Origin of the sequence: Mangrovimonas sp. CR14 (assembly GCF_011764015.1) — a bacterium.
Classification (GTDB): domain Bacteria; phylum Bacteroidota; class Bacteroidia; order Flavobacteriales; family Flavobacteriaceae; genus Mangrovimonas; species Mangrovimonas futianensis.
In genome coordinates this window covers 137,619-158,038 of record NZ_JAAFZY010000002.1, presented here as the reverse complement: position 1 = coordinate 158,038, position 20,420 = coordinate 137,619, and the positions used below count along the sequence as shown (strand labels likewise).

At 36.5% G+C, this 20,420-nt stretch carries 20 protein-coding genes; 10 read left to right on the top strand and 10 right to left on the bottom strand.

Annotated features, from left to right (window positions below; genetic code table 11):
* Nucleotides 1–428 precede the first annotated feature (428 nt).
* From GZ212_RS04035 to nqrF, 6 genes are all read left to right on the top strand, one after another.
* Nucleotides 429–1,784 carry a Na(+)-translocating NADH-quinone reductase subunit A gene (locus GZ212_RS04035; protein ID WP_166957496.1) on the top strand — a complete coding sequence of 452 codons (1,356 nt, stop codon included), beginning with the start codon at nt 429–431 and terminating at the stop codon, nt 1,782–1,784.
* A 38-nt stretch (nt 1,785–1,822) separates the two neighbouring features.
* Complete coding sequence (locus tag GZ212_RS04030) at nt 1,823–3,022, top strand: NADH:ubiquinone reductase (Na(+)-transporting) subunit B (protein WP_053971405.1); 1,200 nt, start codon at nt 1,823–1,825, stop codon at nt 3,020–3,022.
* A gap of 4 nt (nt 3,023–3,026) precedes the next feature.
* On the top strand, nt 3,027–3,824 hold the full coding sequence (locus GZ212_RS04025; RefSeq protein ID WP_166957494.1) for a Na(+)-translocating NADH-quinone reductase subunit C: 798 nt from the start codon (nt 3,027–3,029) through the stop codon (nt 3,822–3,824).
* 3 nt (nt 3,825–3,827) lie between these two features.
* Nucleotides 3,828–4,472, top strand: a complete 645-nt coding sequence (locus tag GZ212_RS04020; protein ID WP_053971407.1) for an NADH:ubiquinone reductase (Na(+)-transporting) subunit D — start codon at nt 3,828–3,830, stop codon at nt 4,470–4,472.
* Between the two features lie 76 nt (nt 4,473–4,548).
* Complete coding sequence (nqrE, locus tag GZ212_RS04015) at nt 4,549–5,298, top strand: NADH:ubiquinone reductase (Na(+)-transporting) subunit E (RefSeq protein WP_166957492.1); 750 nt, start codon at nt 4,549–4,551, stop codon at nt 5,296–5,298.
* Between the two features lies 1 nt (nt 5,299).
* Nucleotides 5,300–6,607 (top strand): NADH:ubiquinone reductase (Na(+)-transporting) subunit F, encoded by a 1,308-nt coding sequence (gene nqrF / locus GZ212_RS04010; protein WP_166957490.1) that lies wholly within the window; start codon nt 5,300–5,302, stop codon nt 6,605–6,607.
* Nucleotides 6,608–6,668: 61 nt separating this feature from the next.
* Here nqrF and GZ212_RS04005 read toward each other — a convergent pair whose 3' ends face one another.
* Nucleotides 6,669–7,124, bottom strand: coding sequence for a Na(+)-translocating NADH-quinone reductase subunit F (locus GZ212_RS04005; RefSeq protein WP_166957488.1), 456 nt, complete (start codon nt 7,122–7,124; stop codon nt 6,669–6,671).
* A 183-nt stretch (nt 7,125–7,307) separates the two neighbouring features.
* Between GZ212_RS04005 and GZ212_RS04000 the strand changes: the two genes are divergently transcribed.
* Together GZ212_RS04000 and GZ212_RS03995 are read left to right on the top strand one after the other, a co-directional pair.
* Nucleotides 7,308–7,685: a Na(+)-translocating NADH-quinone reductase subunit F gene (locus GZ212_RS04000; RefSeq protein WP_166957486.1), complete on the top strand. Its 378-nt coding sequence runs from the start codon at nt 7,308–7,310 to the stop codon at nt 7,683–7,685.
* Entirely contained in the window at nt 7,686–8,660 is a 975-nt protein-coding gene (locus tag GZ212_RS03995) for an FAD:protein FMN transferase (RefSeq protein ID WP_166957484.1), read from the top strand.
* 41 nt (nt 8,661–8,701) lie between these two features.
* Here the strand turns inward: GZ212_RS03995 and GZ212_RS03990 are convergent, their stop codons facing one another.
* From GZ212_RS03990 to map, 6 genes are all read right to left on the bottom strand, one after another.
* On the bottom strand, nt 8,702–10,408 hold the full coding sequence (locus GZ212_RS03990) for a T9SS type A sorting domain-containing protein (RefSeq protein WP_166957482.1): 1,707 nt from the start codon (nt 10,406–10,408) through the stop codon (nt 8,702–8,704).
* A 394-nt stretch (nt 10,409–10,802) separates the two neighbouring features.
* Entirely contained in the window at nt 10,803–11,855 is a 1,053-nt protein-coding gene (locus tag GZ212_RS03985) for a DUF6340 family protein (protein ID WP_166957480.1), read from the bottom strand.
* A 289-nt stretch (nt 11,856–12,144) separates the two neighbouring features.
* Nucleotides 12,145–12,777 (bottom strand): peptide chain release factor-like protein, encoded by a 633-nt coding sequence (locus GZ212_RS03980; protein WP_166957478.1) that lies wholly within the window; start codon nt 12,775–12,777, stop codon nt 12,145–12,147.
* An 85-nt stretch (nt 12,778–12,862) separates the two neighbouring features.
* Nucleotides 12,863–13,627, bottom strand: a complete 765-nt coding sequence (locus GZ212_RS03975) for a class I SAM-dependent methyltransferase (protein WP_166957476.1) — start codon at nt 13,625–13,627, stop codon at nt 12,863–12,865.
* Between the two features lie 3 nt (nt 13,628–13,630).
* Complete coding sequence (locus tag GZ212_RS03970; protein WP_166957474.1) at nt 13,631–14,413, bottom strand: DUF3050 domain-containing protein; 783 nt, start codon at nt 14,411–14,413, stop codon at nt 13,631–13,633.
* 7 nt (nt 14,414–14,420) lie between these two features.
* Nucleotides 14,421–15,239 carry a type I methionyl aminopeptidase gene (gene map / locus GZ212_RS03965; RefSeq protein WP_166957472.1) on the bottom strand — a complete coding sequence of 273 codons (819 nt, stop codon included), beginning with the start codon at nt 15,237–15,239 and terminating at the stop codon, nt 14,421–14,423.
* Between the two features lie 121 nt (nt 15,240–15,360).
* Between map and GZ212_RS03960 the strand changes: the two genes are divergently transcribed.
* On the top strand, nt 15,361–16,632 hold the full coding sequence (locus tag GZ212_RS03960; protein WP_166957470.1) for an acetyl-CoA hydrolase/transferase family protein: 1,272 nt from the start codon (nt 15,361–15,363) through the stop codon (nt 16,630–16,632).
* Nucleotides 16,633–16,635: 3 nt separating this feature from the next.
* Here the strand turns inward: GZ212_RS03960 and GZ212_RS03955 are convergent, their stop codons facing one another.
* Together GZ212_RS03955 and gpmI are read right to left on the bottom strand one after the other, a co-directional pair.
* Nucleotides 16,636–17,049, bottom strand: coding sequence for a BT0820 family HAD-type phosphatase (locus tag GZ212_RS03955; RefSeq protein ID WP_053971424.1), 414 nt, complete (start codon nt 17,047–17,049; stop codon nt 16,636–16,638).
* A 77-nt stretch (nt 17,050–17,126) separates the two neighbouring features.
* Complete coding sequence (gene gpmI / locus GZ212_RS03950; RefSeq protein WP_166957468.1) at nt 17,127–18,644, bottom strand: 2,3-bisphosphoglycerate-independent phosphoglycerate mutase; 1,518 nt, start codon at nt 18,642–18,644, stop codon at nt 17,127–17,129.
* A 258-nt stretch (nt 18,645–18,902) separates the two neighbouring features.
* On the opposite strand from gpmI, the gene GZ212_RS03945 reads away from it, so the two are divergent.
* Entirely contained in the window at nt 18,903–19,289 is a 387-nt protein-coding gene (locus GZ212_RS03945) for an ankyrin repeat domain-containing protein (RefSeq protein WP_166957466.1), read from the top strand.
* Nucleotides 19,290–19,333: 44 nt separating this feature from the next.
* Here GZ212_RS03945 and GZ212_RS16115 read toward each other — a convergent pair whose 3' ends face one another.
* Entirely contained in the window at nt 19,334–20,296 is a 963-nt protein-coding gene (locus GZ212_RS16115) for a GNAT family N-acetyltransferase (protein WP_240923742.1), read from the bottom strand.
* Nucleotides 20,297–20,420 lie beyond the last annotated feature (124 nt).

The following is a 20,420-nucleotide window of genomic DNA, read 5'->3' as shown; positions in this document are numbered from 1 at the left end:
TTCTATTTCGAAATTCATTTAGTTCCTTTAATTGCGCTTAAGGGGCAGCCTTTTAATTTCAATTATATTTCTATTGAGATATCTTTTGTATTGAATTAAATGATGAAGAAATAATACTTATTTATGAAGTACATGGTTTTTGAAATTAAGAATGTAGGTTTATCTTAATATGGTGTGGTTTTTTAATTGTTTAAAGGAAATATTTGTGTGAAATTGATATGGAAATTTCAGTATACGGGGTATAAAGGCCTTTTACCAGGAGAAATATTGTATTAATTGTCAGATTAACAGACATTTAAAATGTACTGTTTAAAGCTATTTAGAATAAGTATAAATAAATAATTAGCATTCATTAAAAAGTTCATTATTTCTATTAAGTTTGTAAATTTGCGTCGATTTTTTGCACAATTAAATTCAATATTGAACCTATGTCAAACGACATTAAGATTAAAAAAGGTCTGACCATTAATCTTGTTGGTGAAGCTGAGAAAAGGCTGGAAAATGCCATTGTTAGCAACTTCTGCACCATCAGACCAGAAGATTTCCACGGAGTTCTTCCGAAACTTATCGCAAAAGAGGGTACTAAAGTTAAAGCAGGTGAAACTATTTTCTACAACAAAGATGTTGAAGAAATGAAGTTTGTATCTCCAGTATCTGGTGAGGTAGTTGAAGTAGAGCGTGGAGCGAGAAGACGTATCATGGCTATCAAGATTAAAGCCGATAAAGAGCAAAGCTATGTAGATCATGGTAAATTTGATATCGCTGGAGCTGATGCAGAAAAAGTAAAGTCCTATTTGCTTGCATCAGGAGCTTGGGTTTTTATCAAGCAACGTCCTTATGATGTAATTGCTAACCCTTCAAAATCGCCAAAAGCTATTTTTATTTCAGCTTATGGTACAGCGCCTTTGGCTGCAGATTATGATTTCACTCTGCAAGGTAAAGAAGCTGAGCTTCAGGCTGCTATTGACGCTTTAGGGAAATTGACATCAGGTAAAATCCATGTGAGTGTTGGAGCTAATTCCAATTCGCCTCTAGCAGGATTGTCTGGAATTACACTTCACAAAGTAAGTGGTCCTCACCCTTCTGGAAATGTTGGAACTCAAATCAATAGGATTGATCCTGTTAATAAAGGTGAAACTGTTTATACGGTTAATCCTCAAGATTTGGTGATCATAGGTGAATTGTTACTTACAGGTAAGTTTAATGCAGAACGTGTTGTGGCGTTAGCAGGATCTTCTGTGAAAAAACCAAGATACTTTAAAACCAAAATAGGTAGTGAAGTAGCAACAATGGTTTATGACAATGGAGTGGAGCAAAACGGTAACGACCGAATTATTTCTGGGAACGTTTTAACCGGGAAACAAGTGAAGCCAGATGGTGCATTAGACTATTATAGCAATACCATAACGGTTATTCCAGAAGGAGATGATTATGATTTCTTCGGGTGGAATAGACCTATATTTAATAAAATATCGACTTCTAGAGCGTTGACCTTTTCTTGGTTATCTCCTAAGAAGAAATTTGAACTGGATACAAATACCAACGGAGAACATAGAGCTTTTGTGGTAACTGGTAATTATGAAGAAGTTTTTCCTTTAGATATCTATCCAATGCAAATTCTAAAAGCTTGTATGTATAAAGATCTAGATGAAATGGAAGCTTTAGGAATGTATGAGGTAGCGCCAGAGGACTTTGCTTTAACTGAATTTGTTTGTGTTTCTAAACAACCACATCAAAAGATTATTAGAGAAGGATTGGATTTGATGATTAAAGAAATAGGTTAATGATTCGTTTTGTTCTTCAGAATGAAAAATAAGAAATAATGAGTTTAAAAAGTACATTACATAATTTAAAAGAAAAGTATAAAGGTACCAAGATGGCACCAGCGTTCAATGCGTTGCATACTTTTCTATATATGCCTAATGATACCACCCATGGTGGAACTCACATTAAGGCTGCCGATGATTTAAAACGTACCATGAATATCGTTATCATGGCCTTGGTACCATGTTTGATTTTTGGAATGTTCAATGCGGGATATCAGCATTATATTTCAGCTGGTGCACCTGTTGACTTTTTATCTTGGGATGCGTTTTACATTGGATTGATAAAAGTATTACCACTAGTTATTGTTTCCTATGGTGTGGGATTGGGAATTGAGTTCCTTTTCGCTACTATCAAGGGACATGAAGTGGAAGAGGGGTATTTGGTAACAGGAATGTTGGTTCCTTTAATCGTACCTGTAGATCTACCACTTTGGATGTTGGCTGTAGCCGTAGCCTTTGGTGTTGTTATCGGAAAAGAAGTATTTGGAGGAACTGGGATGAACATCCTAAATCCAGCTTTAACTATTCGTGCTTTCTTGTTCTTTGCTTATCCAACCTGGATGTCAGGGGATAAAGTATGGGTACATGGTGCCGTGGAAAGAGCTAATGAAATAGCCTCAGGAGCCAATGTCGATGCCATGTCTGGTGAAACTATACTAGGTAGTTTAGCTCAGGGGCAGACCATTGATTATACATGGATGGATATGTTCTATGGTTTTATTCCTGGTTCGGTGGGAGAGACTTCAACCTTCTTGATTTTACTAGGAGGTCTTTTCTTGATTTTTACCAAAATAGGAAGTTGGAGAATTATGCTGTCTTCTGTTTTAGGAGCCATAGCAATGGGCTTGATCTTTAACGGTGTTGTAAGTTCTGGTTGGATTGTAGAGGGTAGTAAGTTCTACGGATTAATGAGTGCACCATTCTGGCACCATTTATTGATTGGTGGTTTTGCCTTCGGTACCGTTTTCATGGCTACAGATCCAGTTACTGCTTCACAAACTAATAAAGGAAAATGGATTTACGGGTTCTTGGTAGGATTTATTTCTATCCTTATCCGGGTGTTCAATCCAGCTTACCCAGAGGGAGTAATGTTGGCCATATTATTGATGAACGTATTTGCACCTACTATTGACCACTATGTGGTTCAAGGTAATGTGAAGAAAAGAATGAAACGTTTAAAAGCAAAAACAGCTTAAGACAATGAGTAATAAAACAGACAGTAACGTATATACCGTATTATTTGCCGTTGCAATGGTGATTATAGTTGGAGCATTGTTGGCTTTTACGGCTTCATCTTTAAGACCAAGAATTGATAAGAATAAGCAGATTGAAAAGCAGCAAAACATACTTTATGCTATGGGTGTCAATAATAATGACGAGAGTAGCGCTGTGTTTGTGGATGCTAACCAAGCACCAGAGCTTTTCAATGAGTACATCAAAAAGCAATTGGTGCTAGACCTTAATGGTTCAGTTATTAAAGAAGTAGAAGGTAGAGAAATCGTTAAGGATTATGAAACCCAACCTAAAGATGACTATGGAACTGATGTTTATTTAATGGACATCAAAAAAGAGAAAGCAAATAAAGAACAAAGACGTTTGCCTTTATTCATAGGAGAGAAGGATGGAAAAACCTTTTACATCGCTCCAGTTTATGGTAAAGGATTATGGGATGCTATTTGGGGATTTGTTTCATTGGATGAAAATATGGTCGTACAAGGCGTATTTTTCGATCATGCTGGTGAGACACCTGGTTTAGGGGCCAATATTAAAGAGCGTTTCTTTATGGATGATTTTACTGGTGAGTATTTGTTGTCTCAAGGGTCTTTTAAAGGAATTGATGTTGCTAAAGGTAATGCCGATCCTAAGAATGAAGACAAAGAAGATAATGCGGTTGATGCCATAGCAGGTGCTACTATTACTGGAAACGGTGTAGCAGCCATGTTGAAAAGCGATTTGAAGCTTTACAAGCCTTATTTTGATAATTTAAAAAACAATTAATTTATGGGACTTTTATCTAAAAAAGACGCCAAGTTAATTACAGATCCATTAGCAGATAACAACCCTATTACTATTCAGGTATTAGGAATATGTTCAGCTTTAGCAATTACAGCGCAATTAAAAGCTTCAATTGTAATGGCTATTTCGGTAATGGCCGTGTTAGGAATTGGTAACGTAGTTATTTCTTTAATACGTAACATCATACCTTCAAAAATTAGAATTATTGTGCAGTTGGTTGTAGTAGCTGCCTTGGTAATTATAGTAGATCAGGTTTTAAAAGCCTTCTCTTATGAATTGAGTAAAACCCTATCAGTATTCGTGGGATTAATTATTACCAACTGTATCATTATGGGTCGTTTTGAAGCTTTTGCTTTAGGTAACGGACCATGGAGATCTTTCCTTGACGGGATTGGTAACGCCGCTGGATATGGATTAATCCTTGTAATCGTTGGTTTCTTTAGAGAGCTTTTAGGTTCTGGAACTTTATTAGGATTTAAAGTTTTAGGAGACCCAATTGAAAAGACAGGTTTGTATTCAATAGGTTACGAGAATAACGGATTTATGTTGTTATCGCCAATGGCCTTGATTGTTGTTGGTATCATTATTTGGGTACAACGTAGTAGAAATAAAGATTTAATTGAAGACTAAATTTAGTTTATGGTTAGAGGTTGATGGTCTATTATAGGCAAGCAACTAACAACAAGAAACTAAAAACTAATATCAAATGGAACACGTAGAATTATTTTTCAAATCAATATTTATAGATAACATGGTATTTGCCACTTTCCTTGGGATGTGTTCTTACCTTGCGGTATCTAAAAAAGTAAGTACAGCAGTTGGTCTAGGGGCTGCAGTTATTTTCGTATTAGCTGTAACTGTGCCGGTAAACTGGTTACTTGATCAATATGTACTTCAACCAGGTGCTTTAAAATGGTTAGGAGAAGAATATGCTTCTTATGATTTGAGTTTCCTTTCTTTTATTATGTTTATTGCTACCATTGCAACCATGGTTCAATTGGTAGAAATCGTAGTAGAGAAATTTTCTCCAGCGTTGTATAATTCTTTAGGTATTTTCTTGCCATTGATTGCTGTTAACTGTGCCATCTTGGGTGGTTCATTATTCATGCAGTCTAGAGAAATTCCTTCTATAGGTTTGGCCTTTAATTATGGCATTTCTTCCGGTATAGGTTGGTTCTTGGCTATTTTGGCTATTGCTGCTATCCGTGAGAAAATTAGATATTCAAACGTGCCTGCTCCATTACGGGGATTAGGTATCACCTTTATCATTACTGGGCTTATGGCCATAGGTTTTATGAGCTTTGGAGGTATGTTGACAGGTGGAGATGATGCTGGAAAGAAGGAGGAGAAATCTGCTGTCATAGAGCAACCCGCAACACCAAATGAAGAAGTGGTAAAGGAAGAGGTTAAAGAAGAAGTAAAAACATTAGCTAATAATACTAAAGTAAACGAGTAACATGATTTTAGCCGCAGGTACATTAGGAACTGTAGTAGCAACGGTAGCCGCCTTTTTAATAGTAACCATTCTATTGGTTTCCCTGTTATTATTTGTCAAGCAAAAACTATCTCCATCAGGTCCTGTAACCATTAAAATTAATGGTGAAAAGGAAATAGAGGTAGCTTCTGGAGGAACTTTATTGTCTACTTTAGGAAATGCGAAAATATTTTTACCATCAGCATGTGGTGGTGGAGGTACATGTATTCAATGTGAATGTCATGTATTGTCTGGTGGAGGTGAAGCTTTGCCAACTGAAACGCCTCACTTTACAAGAAAGGAATTGAAAGAAGGAGCCCGTCTTGGATGCCAAGTGAAGGTAAAGCAAGACATGGAAATTGAAATTCCAGAAGAAATTTTTGGTATCAAAAAATGGGAAGCTGAAGTGATTCGTAATTACAATGTGGCTTCTTTTATCAAGGAGTTTGTTGTACGTATTCCTGAAGATATGAATTATAAGGCAGGAGGATACATTCAGATAGAAATTCCTCCATGTACAATTAATTATAAAGATATTGATATCACCGCTCACCCTGAAGAGCATGAAACGCCAGATAAGTTTCAAGCTGAATGGGATAAATTTGGTTTATGGCCATTAGTGATGAAAAATGATGAAACTGTTGAGAGAGCTTACTCTATGGCTTCTTATCCAGCGGAAGGACGTGATATTATGTTGAACGTTCGTATTGCAACTCCGCCATGGGATCGAGCTAAAAATGGTTGGATGGATGTAAATCCAGGAATTGCCTCTTCATACATTTTTAATCAAAAGCCAGGAGATAAAGTTATTATTTCAGGACCTTATGGAGAGTTCTTTATTAATGAGTCAGAGGCTGAAATGTTATACGTTGGTGGTGGAGCTGGTATGGCGCCCATGCGTTCACACTTATACCACTTATTCAAAACTTTAAGAACTGGTAGAAAAGTGACTTATTGGTATGGTGGTCGTTCTAAGCGTGAGTTATTCTACTTAGAGCACTTTAGAGAATTAGAAAGAGAATTCCCTAACTTTAAGTTCTATTTGGCACTATCTGAGCCTTTACCAGAAGATAACTGGAAAGTAAAAGAGAATATAGATGCACCTGGTGATGGTTTTGTTGGATTCATACACAATTGTGTGATTGAAAATTATTTGAATCATCATGATGCACCAGAAGATATCGAATTATACTTCTGTGGACCTCCATTAATGAATAAAGCAGTGGAGAAAATGGGACAAGATTTTGGTATCCCAGATGAGAATATCCGATTTGATGACTTCGGGGGATAGAATACCAAATCAAAAATATATTTTAGAAAAGAAAAGCCGATTCCATTTGGAATCGGCTTTTTTATGCGATTAGCTCTGAAGCTTTTTTGCTTTTTGCCCTGAATTTAAACAGTTGTGTACAATCCATAACATCTGGAATTTGATCCAATTCACACAAAGTACTGACCACTGCTGATAGGCCTTGAAAAAGTAAATCTTTATCCTGAGGGTTATCAGGTTTATTATTTCTGTAATGCACGGGTAATTCATAACCACAGGCATTTAAAAATGAAACTTCGATGTAAAGTAACTCTTGTGGAGTATATCCATTGAAGCGTTTTCCTTTTGCCTGGTGAAGCTTTCCAAGTAGATTTAATTGGGTAGAGCCATGATCGTCAGACAAGTGTTTCCAAAAATCTTGACCATCCAATATATTACCTACGGCACATTGTTTACAACATTCGGGGTGTAGTCTATTGCTGTGGAATGCCTGGTATAACTTTTCTATGGCACAATTAAACCGGTTACTTGTTCTCATAGTTTTTGAATATGATCCTTAAATTACAGAATTTATTTGAATCGGGTGGTTATAGGTTTATTAAAATTCGATACTATGCTTTTGATAACATGCTAATGGCATATCCAGAATTATGTATTAAAGACGTTGGCCATAGGTAGGAATTCTTTGCATTTTCTAGGGGTTTTGTAATACCTTTGTGGCATGGGAAAGCCACTGTCTAAACAGGAAATGCATAATTTAGCTATGAACCATGTAGGTAAGGACTTAGAACAAAGAGGTTTTGAGTTTATAGCGGTCAATAGTAAAATGAAACGACACCCTCAGTTTGTTTGCATTGATAGAAATGCTCAATACTATTTTGTAATTGTAAAGGTTGTAATGCTACCAGAAAATCCAAACAATTATGATGTGCTATGGATGGAGTCTTTCAAGAAGCATGCTCGTGAAAAGAATGCGAAAGTACTTTATGCCGGCGTAGGTTTGGGAAATCCCAATGGCGAAGATTTACCCATTTACCTCAATGAAGAATACCTTATGGAATATAATGGTATTCAAGTAGTAGAAACCAATTTGAACTAAATGAAATATTCGTTACTTGCCCTATTTTTATTAATAGCTTTTTCTTGTTCCAAACCACCTCAAAACACTAAGTTGTCTGGACCTGTTTTCGGCACGTCCTATTCTGTGATTTATGAAGGAACTGAAAATTATCAGAAAGATTTCAATAGGCTTTTTAATGAAGTCAATGAATCGATGTCTACATATATTGAAGATTCTAATATTTCAAGGATAAATCGAGGAGAAGATGTCGAACTTGACAATCATTTTAAAATGGTTTTTGAGGCCTCTAAGCTTATTTATAGATATACCGAAGGTGCATTTGACCCTACGATAGGAGGAGTGGTTAATGCATGGGATTTTGGTCCGGAAGGCGCTATTCAAAATATTGACAGTACCCAAGTAGATAGTTTGATGAAATCGGTAGGTTTTAATAGAATGGGAATCGTTGATAATCATGTGAAGAAAACAGCTCCAAATGCTTTTATTGATTTTAATGCCATTGCTAAGGGTTATGGTGTGGATGTCATTGGAGAATTTTTAGAAAGCAAGCAAGTAAATAATTATTTGGTCGAGATAGGAGGTGAAATAAGATGTAGAGGTTATAACGCTCAAAAGGAAAGCCTATGGAAAGTAGGTGTTGAAATGCCTCATTTTGATGGAAGTCAATCCGTCATGCGTACCATCGATTTAGAAAATGCGGCTATGGCCACTTCAGGAACCTACAGGAAGTTCAAGGTTGATTCTCTAGGCAACCGGTATTCCCATATTATCGATACAAAAACAGGTTACCCTAGTAAAACAAACTTATTGAGCATTTCGGTCATTGCAGAGAATTGTATGACTGCTGATGCCTATGCCACGGCCTTTAAAAGTATGGGAATGGATCGTATAGAGGAATTCTTGGTCTCTCATCCCGAACTTCAAGTTTTTTTAATTTTTGAAAATGAGAATGGTGAATTGGAAACTAAGTCTTTAAATGGTTTTCCAGAATAAGATTTTTCAAAGTTAATTGAGATATTATCTTGGACCTTTTTTTATTGTTTCACTAATTTGACTGTTAGTTTTTGAGAGTTATTTTCTAGTTGCATGATGTATAGACCAGAAGCCAAATGTTTTAAGGAAATTTGCGATTGGTAACGTTCTTGATGCACAAGTTGACCTGTCAGATTATATATTTTTATACTATTGGCTTGATAGTCGTTTGGAAGATGAAACGATACCAAATCTGAAACGGGGTTCGGATATAGATAAAATACATCTGTAGTTACTTCGGGCAAACTCAGCTCTTCTTCGCTTATTTTCAAAACAAAGCCGTCTTTCATGCCATTTCCTGTAACAGTTACGTCATCTACGTCGTTGCTAATATGTCCAAATTCATCAAAACTACCAACGGCAAAAAGAGCTCCGTCTTGGTCAACGTCAAGAGCAGTCACTCTAGCCTCTAGATCAGAACCCATGGTCTTCACCCAAATCATATCTCCAGAAGCGGCATCATAAGCTGCTATAAAACCATCGATATCGCCTTCGGGCGTAATGACAGCGGTTTCTAATCCGCCACTAAAATCACAGGTGTTATTAAAATCGCCTCCTAGAAATACCTGTCCTTCTGCCGAGGTGGATACGGCATAACCTCTTCCATTACCTCTAAAATCTTTTACCCATTGAAAACTCCCCGTATTGTCAAGCTTGAATAGAAAGGGGTTGTATCCCGTATCAGGAGCTGAGGTTACTTGATGTTCACCAGCATTGGGGTCAAAATCAACCATGCCATAAAAATAACCGGTTGCATAAATATCTCCAGTTTCAGAAACTTTTAAACCTCGAAGAGAGTTGGTATTATCTCCTCCAAATTGTTTCACCCATACAAAGTTTCCATCTGCATCTAATTTTAAAATAAACATATCAGAATAATACATTGTGTGTGGGGTTAGTATAACCTCTCCAACACCTGGGTCAAAATCTGTTTCGGTATGAAATTGCCCTCCTATATATAGGTTTCCATTAGCATCTAGGTCTAAGGTTTCAATGCGTTGCATGTTACTGGCTTCACCTAGGTTATGATACCATACAACATCACCATTTGTATCAAATTTTATAATAAACATAGAATAGAGACTCAAATCGTCTGGAGTGGGAATGTCAATAATATCTCCAGATGGCAAGGTAAGCGGGTTATTGTAATACCCTACAACATAAAAATTACCGGCTGCATCTACTTTTATGGCGCTGGGTCTTTTAACTGCCTCTCCCATAATTTGTTTGGCAAATACAAAATTACCATCCGTATCCAGTTTTGATATGTAGATGTCAATCCATGAATATGCACCTTGAGTAGAGGTTAAATTGTAAGTATTGGGCCCTGGGTCAAAATCGCCTGTATTTGTAAAAGTCCCAACCGAATACACATTATTCGAGTTATCTACAGCAACATCACCTCCACCATCATTTAAATTTCCACCAAATTTAACAGCCCATTCAATAATACCCTCGTTGGTATATTTAGCTAAAAAAGCATCATTACCACTCATGCCTGTTAGGGTGTAGTCGGAATTTATCCAATCAAATTCGCTATTAGAACCATAATATCCAGTTATTAAAAAATCATTTTCAGAATTGAGGGTAATGGAGTTTACTTGATCTAATACGGAACCACCTACATGTCCAAACCAATTAACATTAGGAATCTGTGCTTGTAAACTAAAAGTGATTAAAATAAATGGGAGAAGGTAATATTTTTTCATGGTAATGTTTAAAGAGAGTCTTTAAAGTAGTAAAATATTTCTTACAGTTATAAGGGCCATTCGATTTTTAATAAATTCTCATTTTGAGAAGTCTTAACTGTTAAATTTACTTTTAGAGAGGTATATAACAGGAAAATATTTAGTCTCCCGGTGAGCTAATATCTCTGTACTCCTTTAATCATGTATCTTTGGAAATTATTGTAAATGGTCAAAGAGTCTGCCCTTTTCCTAGGTTATTTATGCTAAATGCTTTAAACCTACATTAGAAGCAAACTACTTCAAACCAATCCTTTCTATTAAAAGAGGTACTAGAATAGCGTAAATTTTAAAGCTGAATTTCTTGATTTCAGGTCAATCAAAACAATGGGTTATAAGGTATCCTCGAGAATACTTTTCAATCATTTTCTTGATATACCAGGACTTGACTTTTAGCAATTCGATTATTAAGAACCTTTAAATATCGTAAGGCATTACCGTCTTCATAATCGGTATAGGCTTTAGAAGCCCAGGAAGTTGCTGCCTCTAAATCACCATTAATCTCGTTGATAATGGCCATGTTATAACAAGCGCGTCCCGCTACTTTTGCTTTACGATTGTTGGTCTCCATTTCCCAAAGCTCTGCAGCGCCATCCCAATTTCCTGTTTGAGCGCGCCTTTTTGCAATTTCGAAATTTTCCGTACCTCTTACATAGTATTCACGAGTCACGCGAATTTTATATGGAAAGGTTCGTAAGGCATAATCATGTCCTAAGTGGTCACTTATTTGAAGTACATTTTCTTTGCGTCCACTGATGGCCTCTAGCGCTTTGGCAGGATTTACACCTTTGCCTACTGAAGTAGACCATTGGTCAATTACAAACTCATCCAGTATTTCTTTGGTAAGATTGTTATAAACTCTAAAACCAGCTTTAATATTGGTTGTTATTTTGGCCGTATGCTCAATCACAGGAATTTTAAGTCCAAATGCGTTTAACTTTTGTACGGTTTGATTGCTGTAAGCAATGTGGGCATCCGTATCATAAAATGATAGGACGAATAATGCATCCACCTGATATTTTTGACATAATTGATTGACGGTTTCCCAAGACATATTACTAGGAAAAATTCCCAGGCCTGGATTTTCAACTTGATCGGCTTCTACAAAAGTGACCGTCTCAAACTGGTTTAGTTTTTTAAATTCATCTGAAATGCCTTGAACGACACGTTGGGCACCTTCTTTATCCAATAATTTTCCTTCCAGAGAAAAGACTTGATCCATTTGATCTAAGGTTTTATTGGAAGTCGATTCACTTCGGTTAAGGATACCAATGCGCTGTACTTGAGAAGATACATGAACAGGGGCAGGTTCTGTCACACTCATGGTAAGATGGTTCATAGACTGGCAACCAGTCAAAAGGAGAGCCCCTAAAACTAGGGCGTAAATAGGGATAGTAATAGTAGGTCTCATGTCTAAATTAGATTTGGGTTAATCTGTTATTTTAGATATTTAGTTAATGTGCAAGACTTTTTGGGGAAAGTAATTGCATCGGGATAAAGATAACATTTTTATTTTAATGGAGTGAAAATTAGTGGTTTGATACAGGAATCTATAAATGGCTGTCCTAAAATATGACTGCGGGTATACATTGTTTCAAGGGCTTAAGAAAGCGAAAGGGAAAAGATGTTCGGAAGGTCCGAAGGACTTTCCTGCGAGCAGTGACCTACCAATTATTTTTAAATTTTTTTGCAAGGTTATGCTATTTGGATTTTTCAATTTCCAATTTTATTCTTTTCATAGCAATAATTGCGTTTTCCACTTGTGTTTTCTGTTCCGTTTCGATTTTAACTATTCCGGTTGGAATATGAGTAATTTTAACTTCATTATGGGTTTCTCCACTATAATCAATTCTTATATTTTCCTTTCCGAAATATCTTTCGAGCTCTAAATATCTCTCAGAAACAGTAAAACAGTCAAATTCTATTTTTCGTTGATTGAATTCATTCCAAAATTGCTCAGATGTGATATCATTTTCAATTATCAAGTTTAACTTATTATAGGAATGAGTAACACCGTCCATTGGATAGTAAAGTTCAAATCCACCTCTTTCTTTGAAACCTATCTTGGCTTTTGCTTTTTTTGAACCTTCTCCAAAATATAAATGATAAATAGTATCATTTTTTATTTCAAACTCTCTCCAATTCGAGATCCAACCCAAACTAGTTGCGGATTGCATAGAGTCATTTTCAATATATAATTCAGCATAAAGTCCATTGTGGCAAGTACAATAATTTCCGTCTAGCTTCCTTTCGGATTTACATCCGATAACTGTAAAAACCAATATCAGTAATACGTTTTTTAATGTTTTCAGGTGGCTTTTTTTATGTTGCACAACTAATTATAGGAAGATAAATATACCCTTTTATGAGTATTTCTCTCAGAACATGTTAGATTTTTCTGGATTTATTAGCGGCTATTTATTTGCGCACAAATGGAATAATTTCACCCTGAGCCAAACAGTACCTTTCTATGTCTTCTTTTTCAAAAGTTTTGGTATAATCAACTTCCTCTACTTGAAAACCGATACTTCGTAATTTGTCAAAATAATCCCTGCCGTATACGCGCACGTGGTCATACTGACCAAAGATTTTCGCTCGTTCTTTTTTATCGGTTATGCTATTGTCCTCAAAAGTGGTTGCCCGATTTAAATCCTGCGGAATTTGAAAAACACCCCAACCACCAGGCTTCATAACGCGATACAGTTCTTTCATGGCTTGGGTATCATCTGGTATATGCTCCAATACATGATTGCAAAGAATCACATCGTAAGTGTTATCATCAAAAGGAAGGTTGCAAATATCGGCTTTGATATCTGCAAGAGGTGAATTGAGATCGGTTGTGGTATAGTCCAGATGAGGTATATTTCTAAATCGCTTATAAAATGCCTGTTCAGGAGCAAAATGAAGTACTTTCAAATGGTCTGTAAAAAAGTTAGTTTCCTTTGTGAGAAACAGCCATAGTAATCGATGTCTTTCCAACGAAAGCGTGGACGGAGATAAGACATTGTGCCGTTGCTCTCCATAACCATAGGGTAAAAAACTTTTAAAACTTTTGCCGTCGATAGGATCGGTATAGGTAGAGCCTTTTAAAAATGATTCCATGAAAGGCCTAACCACATAGCTGAGCCTAATGAGAATAGGTCTCGGTATGGTATTGAGCAATATTTTAAAAAGTTTTTTCAATCCCTAAACTTCTTGTAGTTGGTTTGAATTGATTAATTCAGAAATACCATTCCAGAGTTCAATCCTTTTATTCAAGGCTTCTTTGGCTACTTCCAAAACCTCCTGCCACTTTTGGTCATTATCCCCACATAGCTCCTCAATCATTTTAAGAGATAGGGGCCCGTGCTCATCGCCATCCAACTCAATATGTCGCTTTAAATAATAAGTGAGTTTGGAATAGGTTTGATCTTGGGTTTGTGATTGATTGATAATCTGAAAGAACATATCAGGAATGACATCTTCTCGACCAAAAGTAAAAGCCGAAGCAATTTTATGAGGCTCTCCTGTGGCAATGATATCAAACGTGAATTTGATAAAGTCGGCAGTTTCTTTTTGAATCTTTACACTATCCAAACTAGAATCAATAGATGCTCCTTTCGAAATGAGATCAATAAAATTTTGGATGGTATGTGTGTAGGCTCCTATTTGATTCATGGCGTCCAAATACATTTCAAAATGACTTTTCGGAATGCCATTTTCATCTAAATCACTTTCCTCACCCAATACGATTTCGTTTATAAATCGAGCCGTTGTGGCATTTTGAGCTGGAACCCATGGCGTTTTAGTACAAGTTAGTTGGTTTTGAAGGGCCTTTAAAAGGGACATAAAATCCCATACGGCAAACACATGTTGTTCCATAAAGATTTTTACATCATCCATATGGGAAAGTGCTTTATAAACTGGATGGTTGTTTAAAATAGTTCTCAGGTTTGAGAGCTCCTTTTCTACAAATTCAATTCGTTTCATATAATGTTTAAAGGACTAAAGCTTTTTGTCTAAATTCGGTTTCCTCATCACTTTCAATCCCTAGTGCTTCGTAGATGTAAGCAAATGTTGAAAGAATTTCAGGCTTACCATCAACTAAGGCGACATCATGTTCAAAATGGGCACTTGGTTTGCCATCAAGAGTCACAATGGTCCAGCCATCTTTAAGTTGCTTAACTTTGTGTGTTCCCATATTGATCATGGGCTCTATCGCAACAACCTGACCTTCAATAAACTTCTTGCCACGACCACGTTTTCCATAATTTGGCATTTCTGGATCTTCATGCATTTTTTTACCCAATCCATGCCCTACAAGCTCTCTTACAACTCCGTAGCCTTCATTTTCACAAAACTTTTGAATGGCGAAACCTACGTCTCCAACTCGGTTACCGTTTTTAAACTCACGAATTCCTACATAAAGAGACTCTTTAGTAATATCAAGTAGTTTTTTGGTTTCAGGAGCAATTTCACCAATTTCAAAGGTATAGGCATGATCACCATAAAACTCATTCATCAAAGCTCCACAATCAATAGAAACGATATCGCCATCTTCAAGTGGTTTGTCTGTAGGAAGTCCATGAACTACGGCTTCATTAACGCTGCAAAGTAGGGTAGAAGGACATCCGTAAAGTCCTAAAAAGCCAGGAACCGCGCCATGATCTCTAATAAATTCTTCAGCCATTTTATCCAATTGAAGGGTGGTTACACCAGGCTTTACTTCTTTGGCTAGCATTCCCAAAGTTTTGGAAACAACGAGTGCGCTTTGACGCATCAATTCTATTTCTTCTCTAGTTTTTACTATAATCATATCACAAAAATATCGGCAAAGTTACTTAAAATTTATGGATGTCTATTTATCAACTCGTTTTATGATTTTTGACATGTTTTTCCCTATTATTTGTCTTTAAATTTGTTGAAAATTAGAAGCCATGTATGAGTCTATTACAGCTGATGAAGCACTAAAAGTAGTTAAATCAAACGATAGGGTATATGTTCAAGCTGCAGCTGCCGCTCCACAATCTTTAGTTCAAGCACTTGCTCGAAGACATGAAGAACTTAGAAACGTGGAAGTATGCCATTTACACACCGAAGGTCCGGCACCGTATGCTAATCCAGAATATAAAGATAGTTTTCATGTTAATTCCTTTTTTATTGGAAAAAATGTGAGACATACTTTAAGAGCAGGCAATGGGTCCTATACCCCTGTATTTTTAAGTGAATTGCCCATTTTATTTAAGAGAAACATATTAAAGTTAGATGTGGCATTAATACATGTGTCACCTCCAGACAGACATGGGTACTGTTCTTTAGGGGTGTCGGTTGAAGCTACTTTAGCAGCGATTGACAATGCTAAGCATGTGATTGCCCAGGTGAACCCTAAAATGCCCCGAACCCATGGGGCGGGAATTATCCATATTTCAGAAATTGACGCATTTGTAGAGGATGACACACCCATTTTTGGTCATGAAGCAGTGTTGCCAACTGAGATAGAGAATAAAATAGGTGAGTATGTGGCAGGTCTTATTGAAGATAGAAGCACGCTTCAAATGGGTATAGGAAGTATTCCAAATGCCGTATTATCAAAGTTGACCAATCACAAAGATCTAGGGCTTCATACCGAGATGTTTTCTGATGGAGTTATTGATTTGATCTTGAATAATGTTATCACCTGTAACTATAAATCGATTAATAGAGGACGAGCCATGGCAACATTCTTGGTTGGGTCTCAACGTTTGTATGATTATGTAGATGACAATCCATTTGTGGAAATGAGAGGCTCTGATTATGTGAATAACGTTTCGGTTGTGAAGCAGAACCCTAAAATGGTAGCCATTAATTCAGCTATTGAAATTGATTTAACCGGTCAGGTCTGTGCCGATTCTATTGGATCAAACATGTACTCTGGGGTAGGTGGGCAAATGGACTTTATTAGAGCCGCTTCATTAAGTGAAGGAGGAAAAGCCATCATTGCATTACCGTCAACTACCAGAAAAGGTATCAGTAGAATAGTTCCTTCTTTAAATCCAGGAGCCGGTGTGGTAACAACAAGAGCGCATGTTCACTATGTGGTGACTGAATACGGAGTAGCTGATTTATATGGAAAAACTATTAAGCAACGTGTAAAAGCATTGACAGAAATAGCGCATCCCGATCATAGAGAGGACATTGCTAGAACCTACTTTGATTTAATAAACGGATAAAAGTTATTTCTTAAAAAACGAAAATAATCCTCTTTTTTTTGGAGGCTTTATAGGTTCATTGTTTGGGTCAGATAGCATTTGATAAATTTCTCCCCAGCCTATAAAGCCTCCAATATTTCTATCGTCTATGAATAAATCAGCGTGGATTTTCCTACTCTTTGTATAGTCAAATTGTTCTTCAGGAAAACTTTTGTTCACCGAATAGAAATGAATTCCATTTTCTTTACAAAACGTTACAGCTTCTTCTAGGCGAACATCACATCGGTAAGTCCAAAGGATTAGTCGGTGTCCATCTTCTTGAAGCTGTCTTAAGGTTTCAAAGGCAAATAGTTTAGGTTTTCCAATTTTGGGATAAGCATCCTCTACAATGGTTCCATCAAAATCTACGGCAATGATTAACTTGTTTGTAAAATTCATGTTTCGGTCTTGGTCGTAAAATTACAACTTTAAATAATATTTTATTTTATGGTTGATTTTCCCTAAGAATCAGGTATTTAAACTAATGATTTTTGTGTCATAGCTTCTGGCTGCTCTACGCCCATCATGTGTAAAATAGTCGGAGCCATGTCCCCTAGAATACCATCCTTAATTTCTTTCAAGTCTTTGTCAATCAAAATAATTGGGACCGGATTGGTCGTGTGGGCTGTATTTGGTGTGCCATCAGGATTGATCATGGTTTCACAGTTTCCGTGGTCTGCAATCAATAAAGTTGAATAATCATTTTCAAGAGCGGTTGTAACCACATCTTTTACGCATTCATCAACAGCTTCACATGCTTTGATAGCAGCTTCCATGACGCCAGTGTGTCCTACCATGTCACCGTTGGCAAAATTGAGACATACAAAATCAATATCCCCTTTTTGCAAAACAGGTACTAAAGCATCTCTTAGTTCATAGGCACTCATTTCGGGTTTTAAATCATAAGTGGCCACTTTTGGTGAGTTTCTTAAAATTCTTTCTTCTCCTTCAAAAGGTTCTTCTTTTCCTCCAGAGAAGAAGAATGTAACGTGTGGATACTTTTCAGTTTCTGCAATACGCAATTGTTTTTTGTGATGTTTTTCTAAAACTTCCCCTAGAGTATCCTTAAGGTTGTCTTTGGTAAATACCACATGTATGTTTTGGAAGGTGTCGTCATAAGTGGTCATAGTGACATAGTATAGTGACAACTTGTGCATGTTTTGCTCATGGAAATCTGATTGTGAAAGAGCTTCTGTCAATTGACGGCCTCTGTCAGTTCTGAAGTTGAAGAACAACACCACATCTCCTTCTTGAATTTTGGTAACAGGTTCTTGGTTTTCATCGACCATGACGATAGGTTTGATAAACTCATCAGTAACGTCTTGATCATAACTTTCTTGTATAGAAGCCAAAGCATCTTGAGATTTGCTCCCTTCTCCATTAACCAGGGCGTCATAAGCTAATTTGACACGTTCCCAGCGTTTATCTCTGTCCATGGCATAATAACGACCGGAGACGGTTGCTAATTTGGTATTCGTGTCTTTTACGTGATTCTCCAGACTTTCTATAAACCCATAGCCTGATTTTGGGTCTACGTCACGTCCATCTGTGAAAGCATGCACATAAGACGATGGTACACCATAGTCTTTGGCAGCGTCAATCAAGCCAAATAAATGTTTTATGTGGGAGTGAACCCCTCCATCGCTTACCAATCCTAAAAAGTGAACCGGTTTGTTGTTTCTTTTGGCATATTCAAAGGCATCTTTAATGACTTTTTCATCTTTTAAAGTGTCTTTTTCAACAGCCATATTAATCTTTACCAAATCTTGATAAACAATACGGCCAGCACCCAAATTCATGTGTCCAACTTCACTGTTTCCCATCTGGCCTTCTGGCAAACCAACATTAAGTCCGTCGGTTCTCAAACTAGCATTTGGGTACTTGGTATATAGCGAATCTATAAAAGGAGTATTGGCATTGTCAATAGCTGAAACTTTTGGGTCTGGAGATTTTCCCCACCCGTCTAAAATCATTAAAATTACTTTCTTATTCATGTTTACAAACTTTGGTACTGTAAAGATAATTCATATAAATGTCTTGAATAAATATGGGACTTTAAAATAAATGACTTTATGGAATTTTTATGATTTCTGAAAGGAACTGGAACTCAAAAACGAGAGATGTACAAAATTTAACAGATTTGTTCTCTGATAGTTAATAAAATGTTATAAAAAATATTTTGTGTAACAATCCAAAAAATTAATCGTCTCTTTAATACAATCAAAAAAATCATTAATCAAAAATCTTTCATCATGAAAAAAACAGCAGTCATTCTTGCAATCGCATTAGGCTTTTCTTTTAGTCTAGTAAATGCCAATCACAATCCAGTATCATCAACTGCAATGGAAACCGTAGTCGGACCAAAAATTAGTCCTTTATGTATGTCAATAGTTAAGGGAGATACAGAAACAGTAAAAAAATTATTAGGACTAGGTGTTGATGTCAATGAAAAATCTGCTGGAATGACTCCAGCAATCTATGCAGCCCGATACAATAGAGTAGAGATTTTAAACTACCTTATTGAAAGCGGTGCAAACTTAAAAGTAAAATGCGACAAAGGCTATACAGCCTTAGAACATGCAGAAATGTCTAATGCTACTGAGGCCAAAGCTGCCATTAAAAGCGCTTTGGATAAATAATCAATAGCATTTTTCATCGGTTGGTTAGTTGAAAAAGCCTCAGGTCACTGAGGCTTTTTCTTTAAATGTTTAAGCGATTTCAACATTGAGAAATGGGTTCCTATTTGAGGTATTTCAAAAGGTTCACCAAAGATTTCAAAACCGTTTCTTAAATAAAAATTAAGTGCTTTTTCTCTGGCATTACACCAAACCAATCCTATTTTCTTCTCAATGAGAATTTGATTTCCAGCATCAATCAATAGACTGCCATAGTTTTTGCCTTGTGCCGATGATAGAACTGCCATCCCTCTTAGTTGATACTGTTTGGGATTAGCCAAGTCTGGATGATGATTTTTTATAAATGTAACCACTCCCACAAGTTCGTTTAAGAGATAGAGTCCCAAATGAAATGTGTCTGGATCATCATCGCCATTAAAAACGCAATCTTCTTTGGGTCTGCCTTCCCGTAAGACAGGATGTCTAACTTCATGAGTTTCCAAGGGTGAGATTAATTTCACCTTTAAATCAGGGTTATTCAATTTATAAAGTTTGGCGGGCATGCCATCATAAAAGCCATCGCCGACCCAACTTAAACCAGATTTTATAATGACGTTATGAGAAGCCAAATTGTCTTTATGGGCATGGGCGAAAATAGTTGCCAATTTCAGTGTTTTGAAACCATAGGTAATGGATGCTTTGCAACTTTCTGTGGCATAACCATGCCCCCAATACTTTTTGTAGAAACGATATCCAACTTCAACCAAATGTTCTTTTGGATGAAATTTCAAACCGCACCAGCCTAAGAAAGCATTATCTTCCTTTCTGATAACGGCCCATCTGCCCATATTGTATGTTTTATATTGGTCGTAGGCTTCAATAAATTTTTGAGCTTCTAGAAGTGAAGAGAATGAGGAGTCGCCTGTAAACTGAATCACTTCAGGATCCTTGTTCATCTCAAAAAAATGAATAGCATCCGAAGCATTAAACTCTCTTAAATACAAACGATTTGTTTCAGCAATTAAAGTCATTGAGTTTCAATTGGTATGCTTTAAAGCAGGTTTTTTTTGTTATTTATGAATTTAAGAACACGATTAATTTTCCAAAAAAAAGAAGAAAAATTTGTTTGGAAATAAAAGTAAGTAATATATTTGC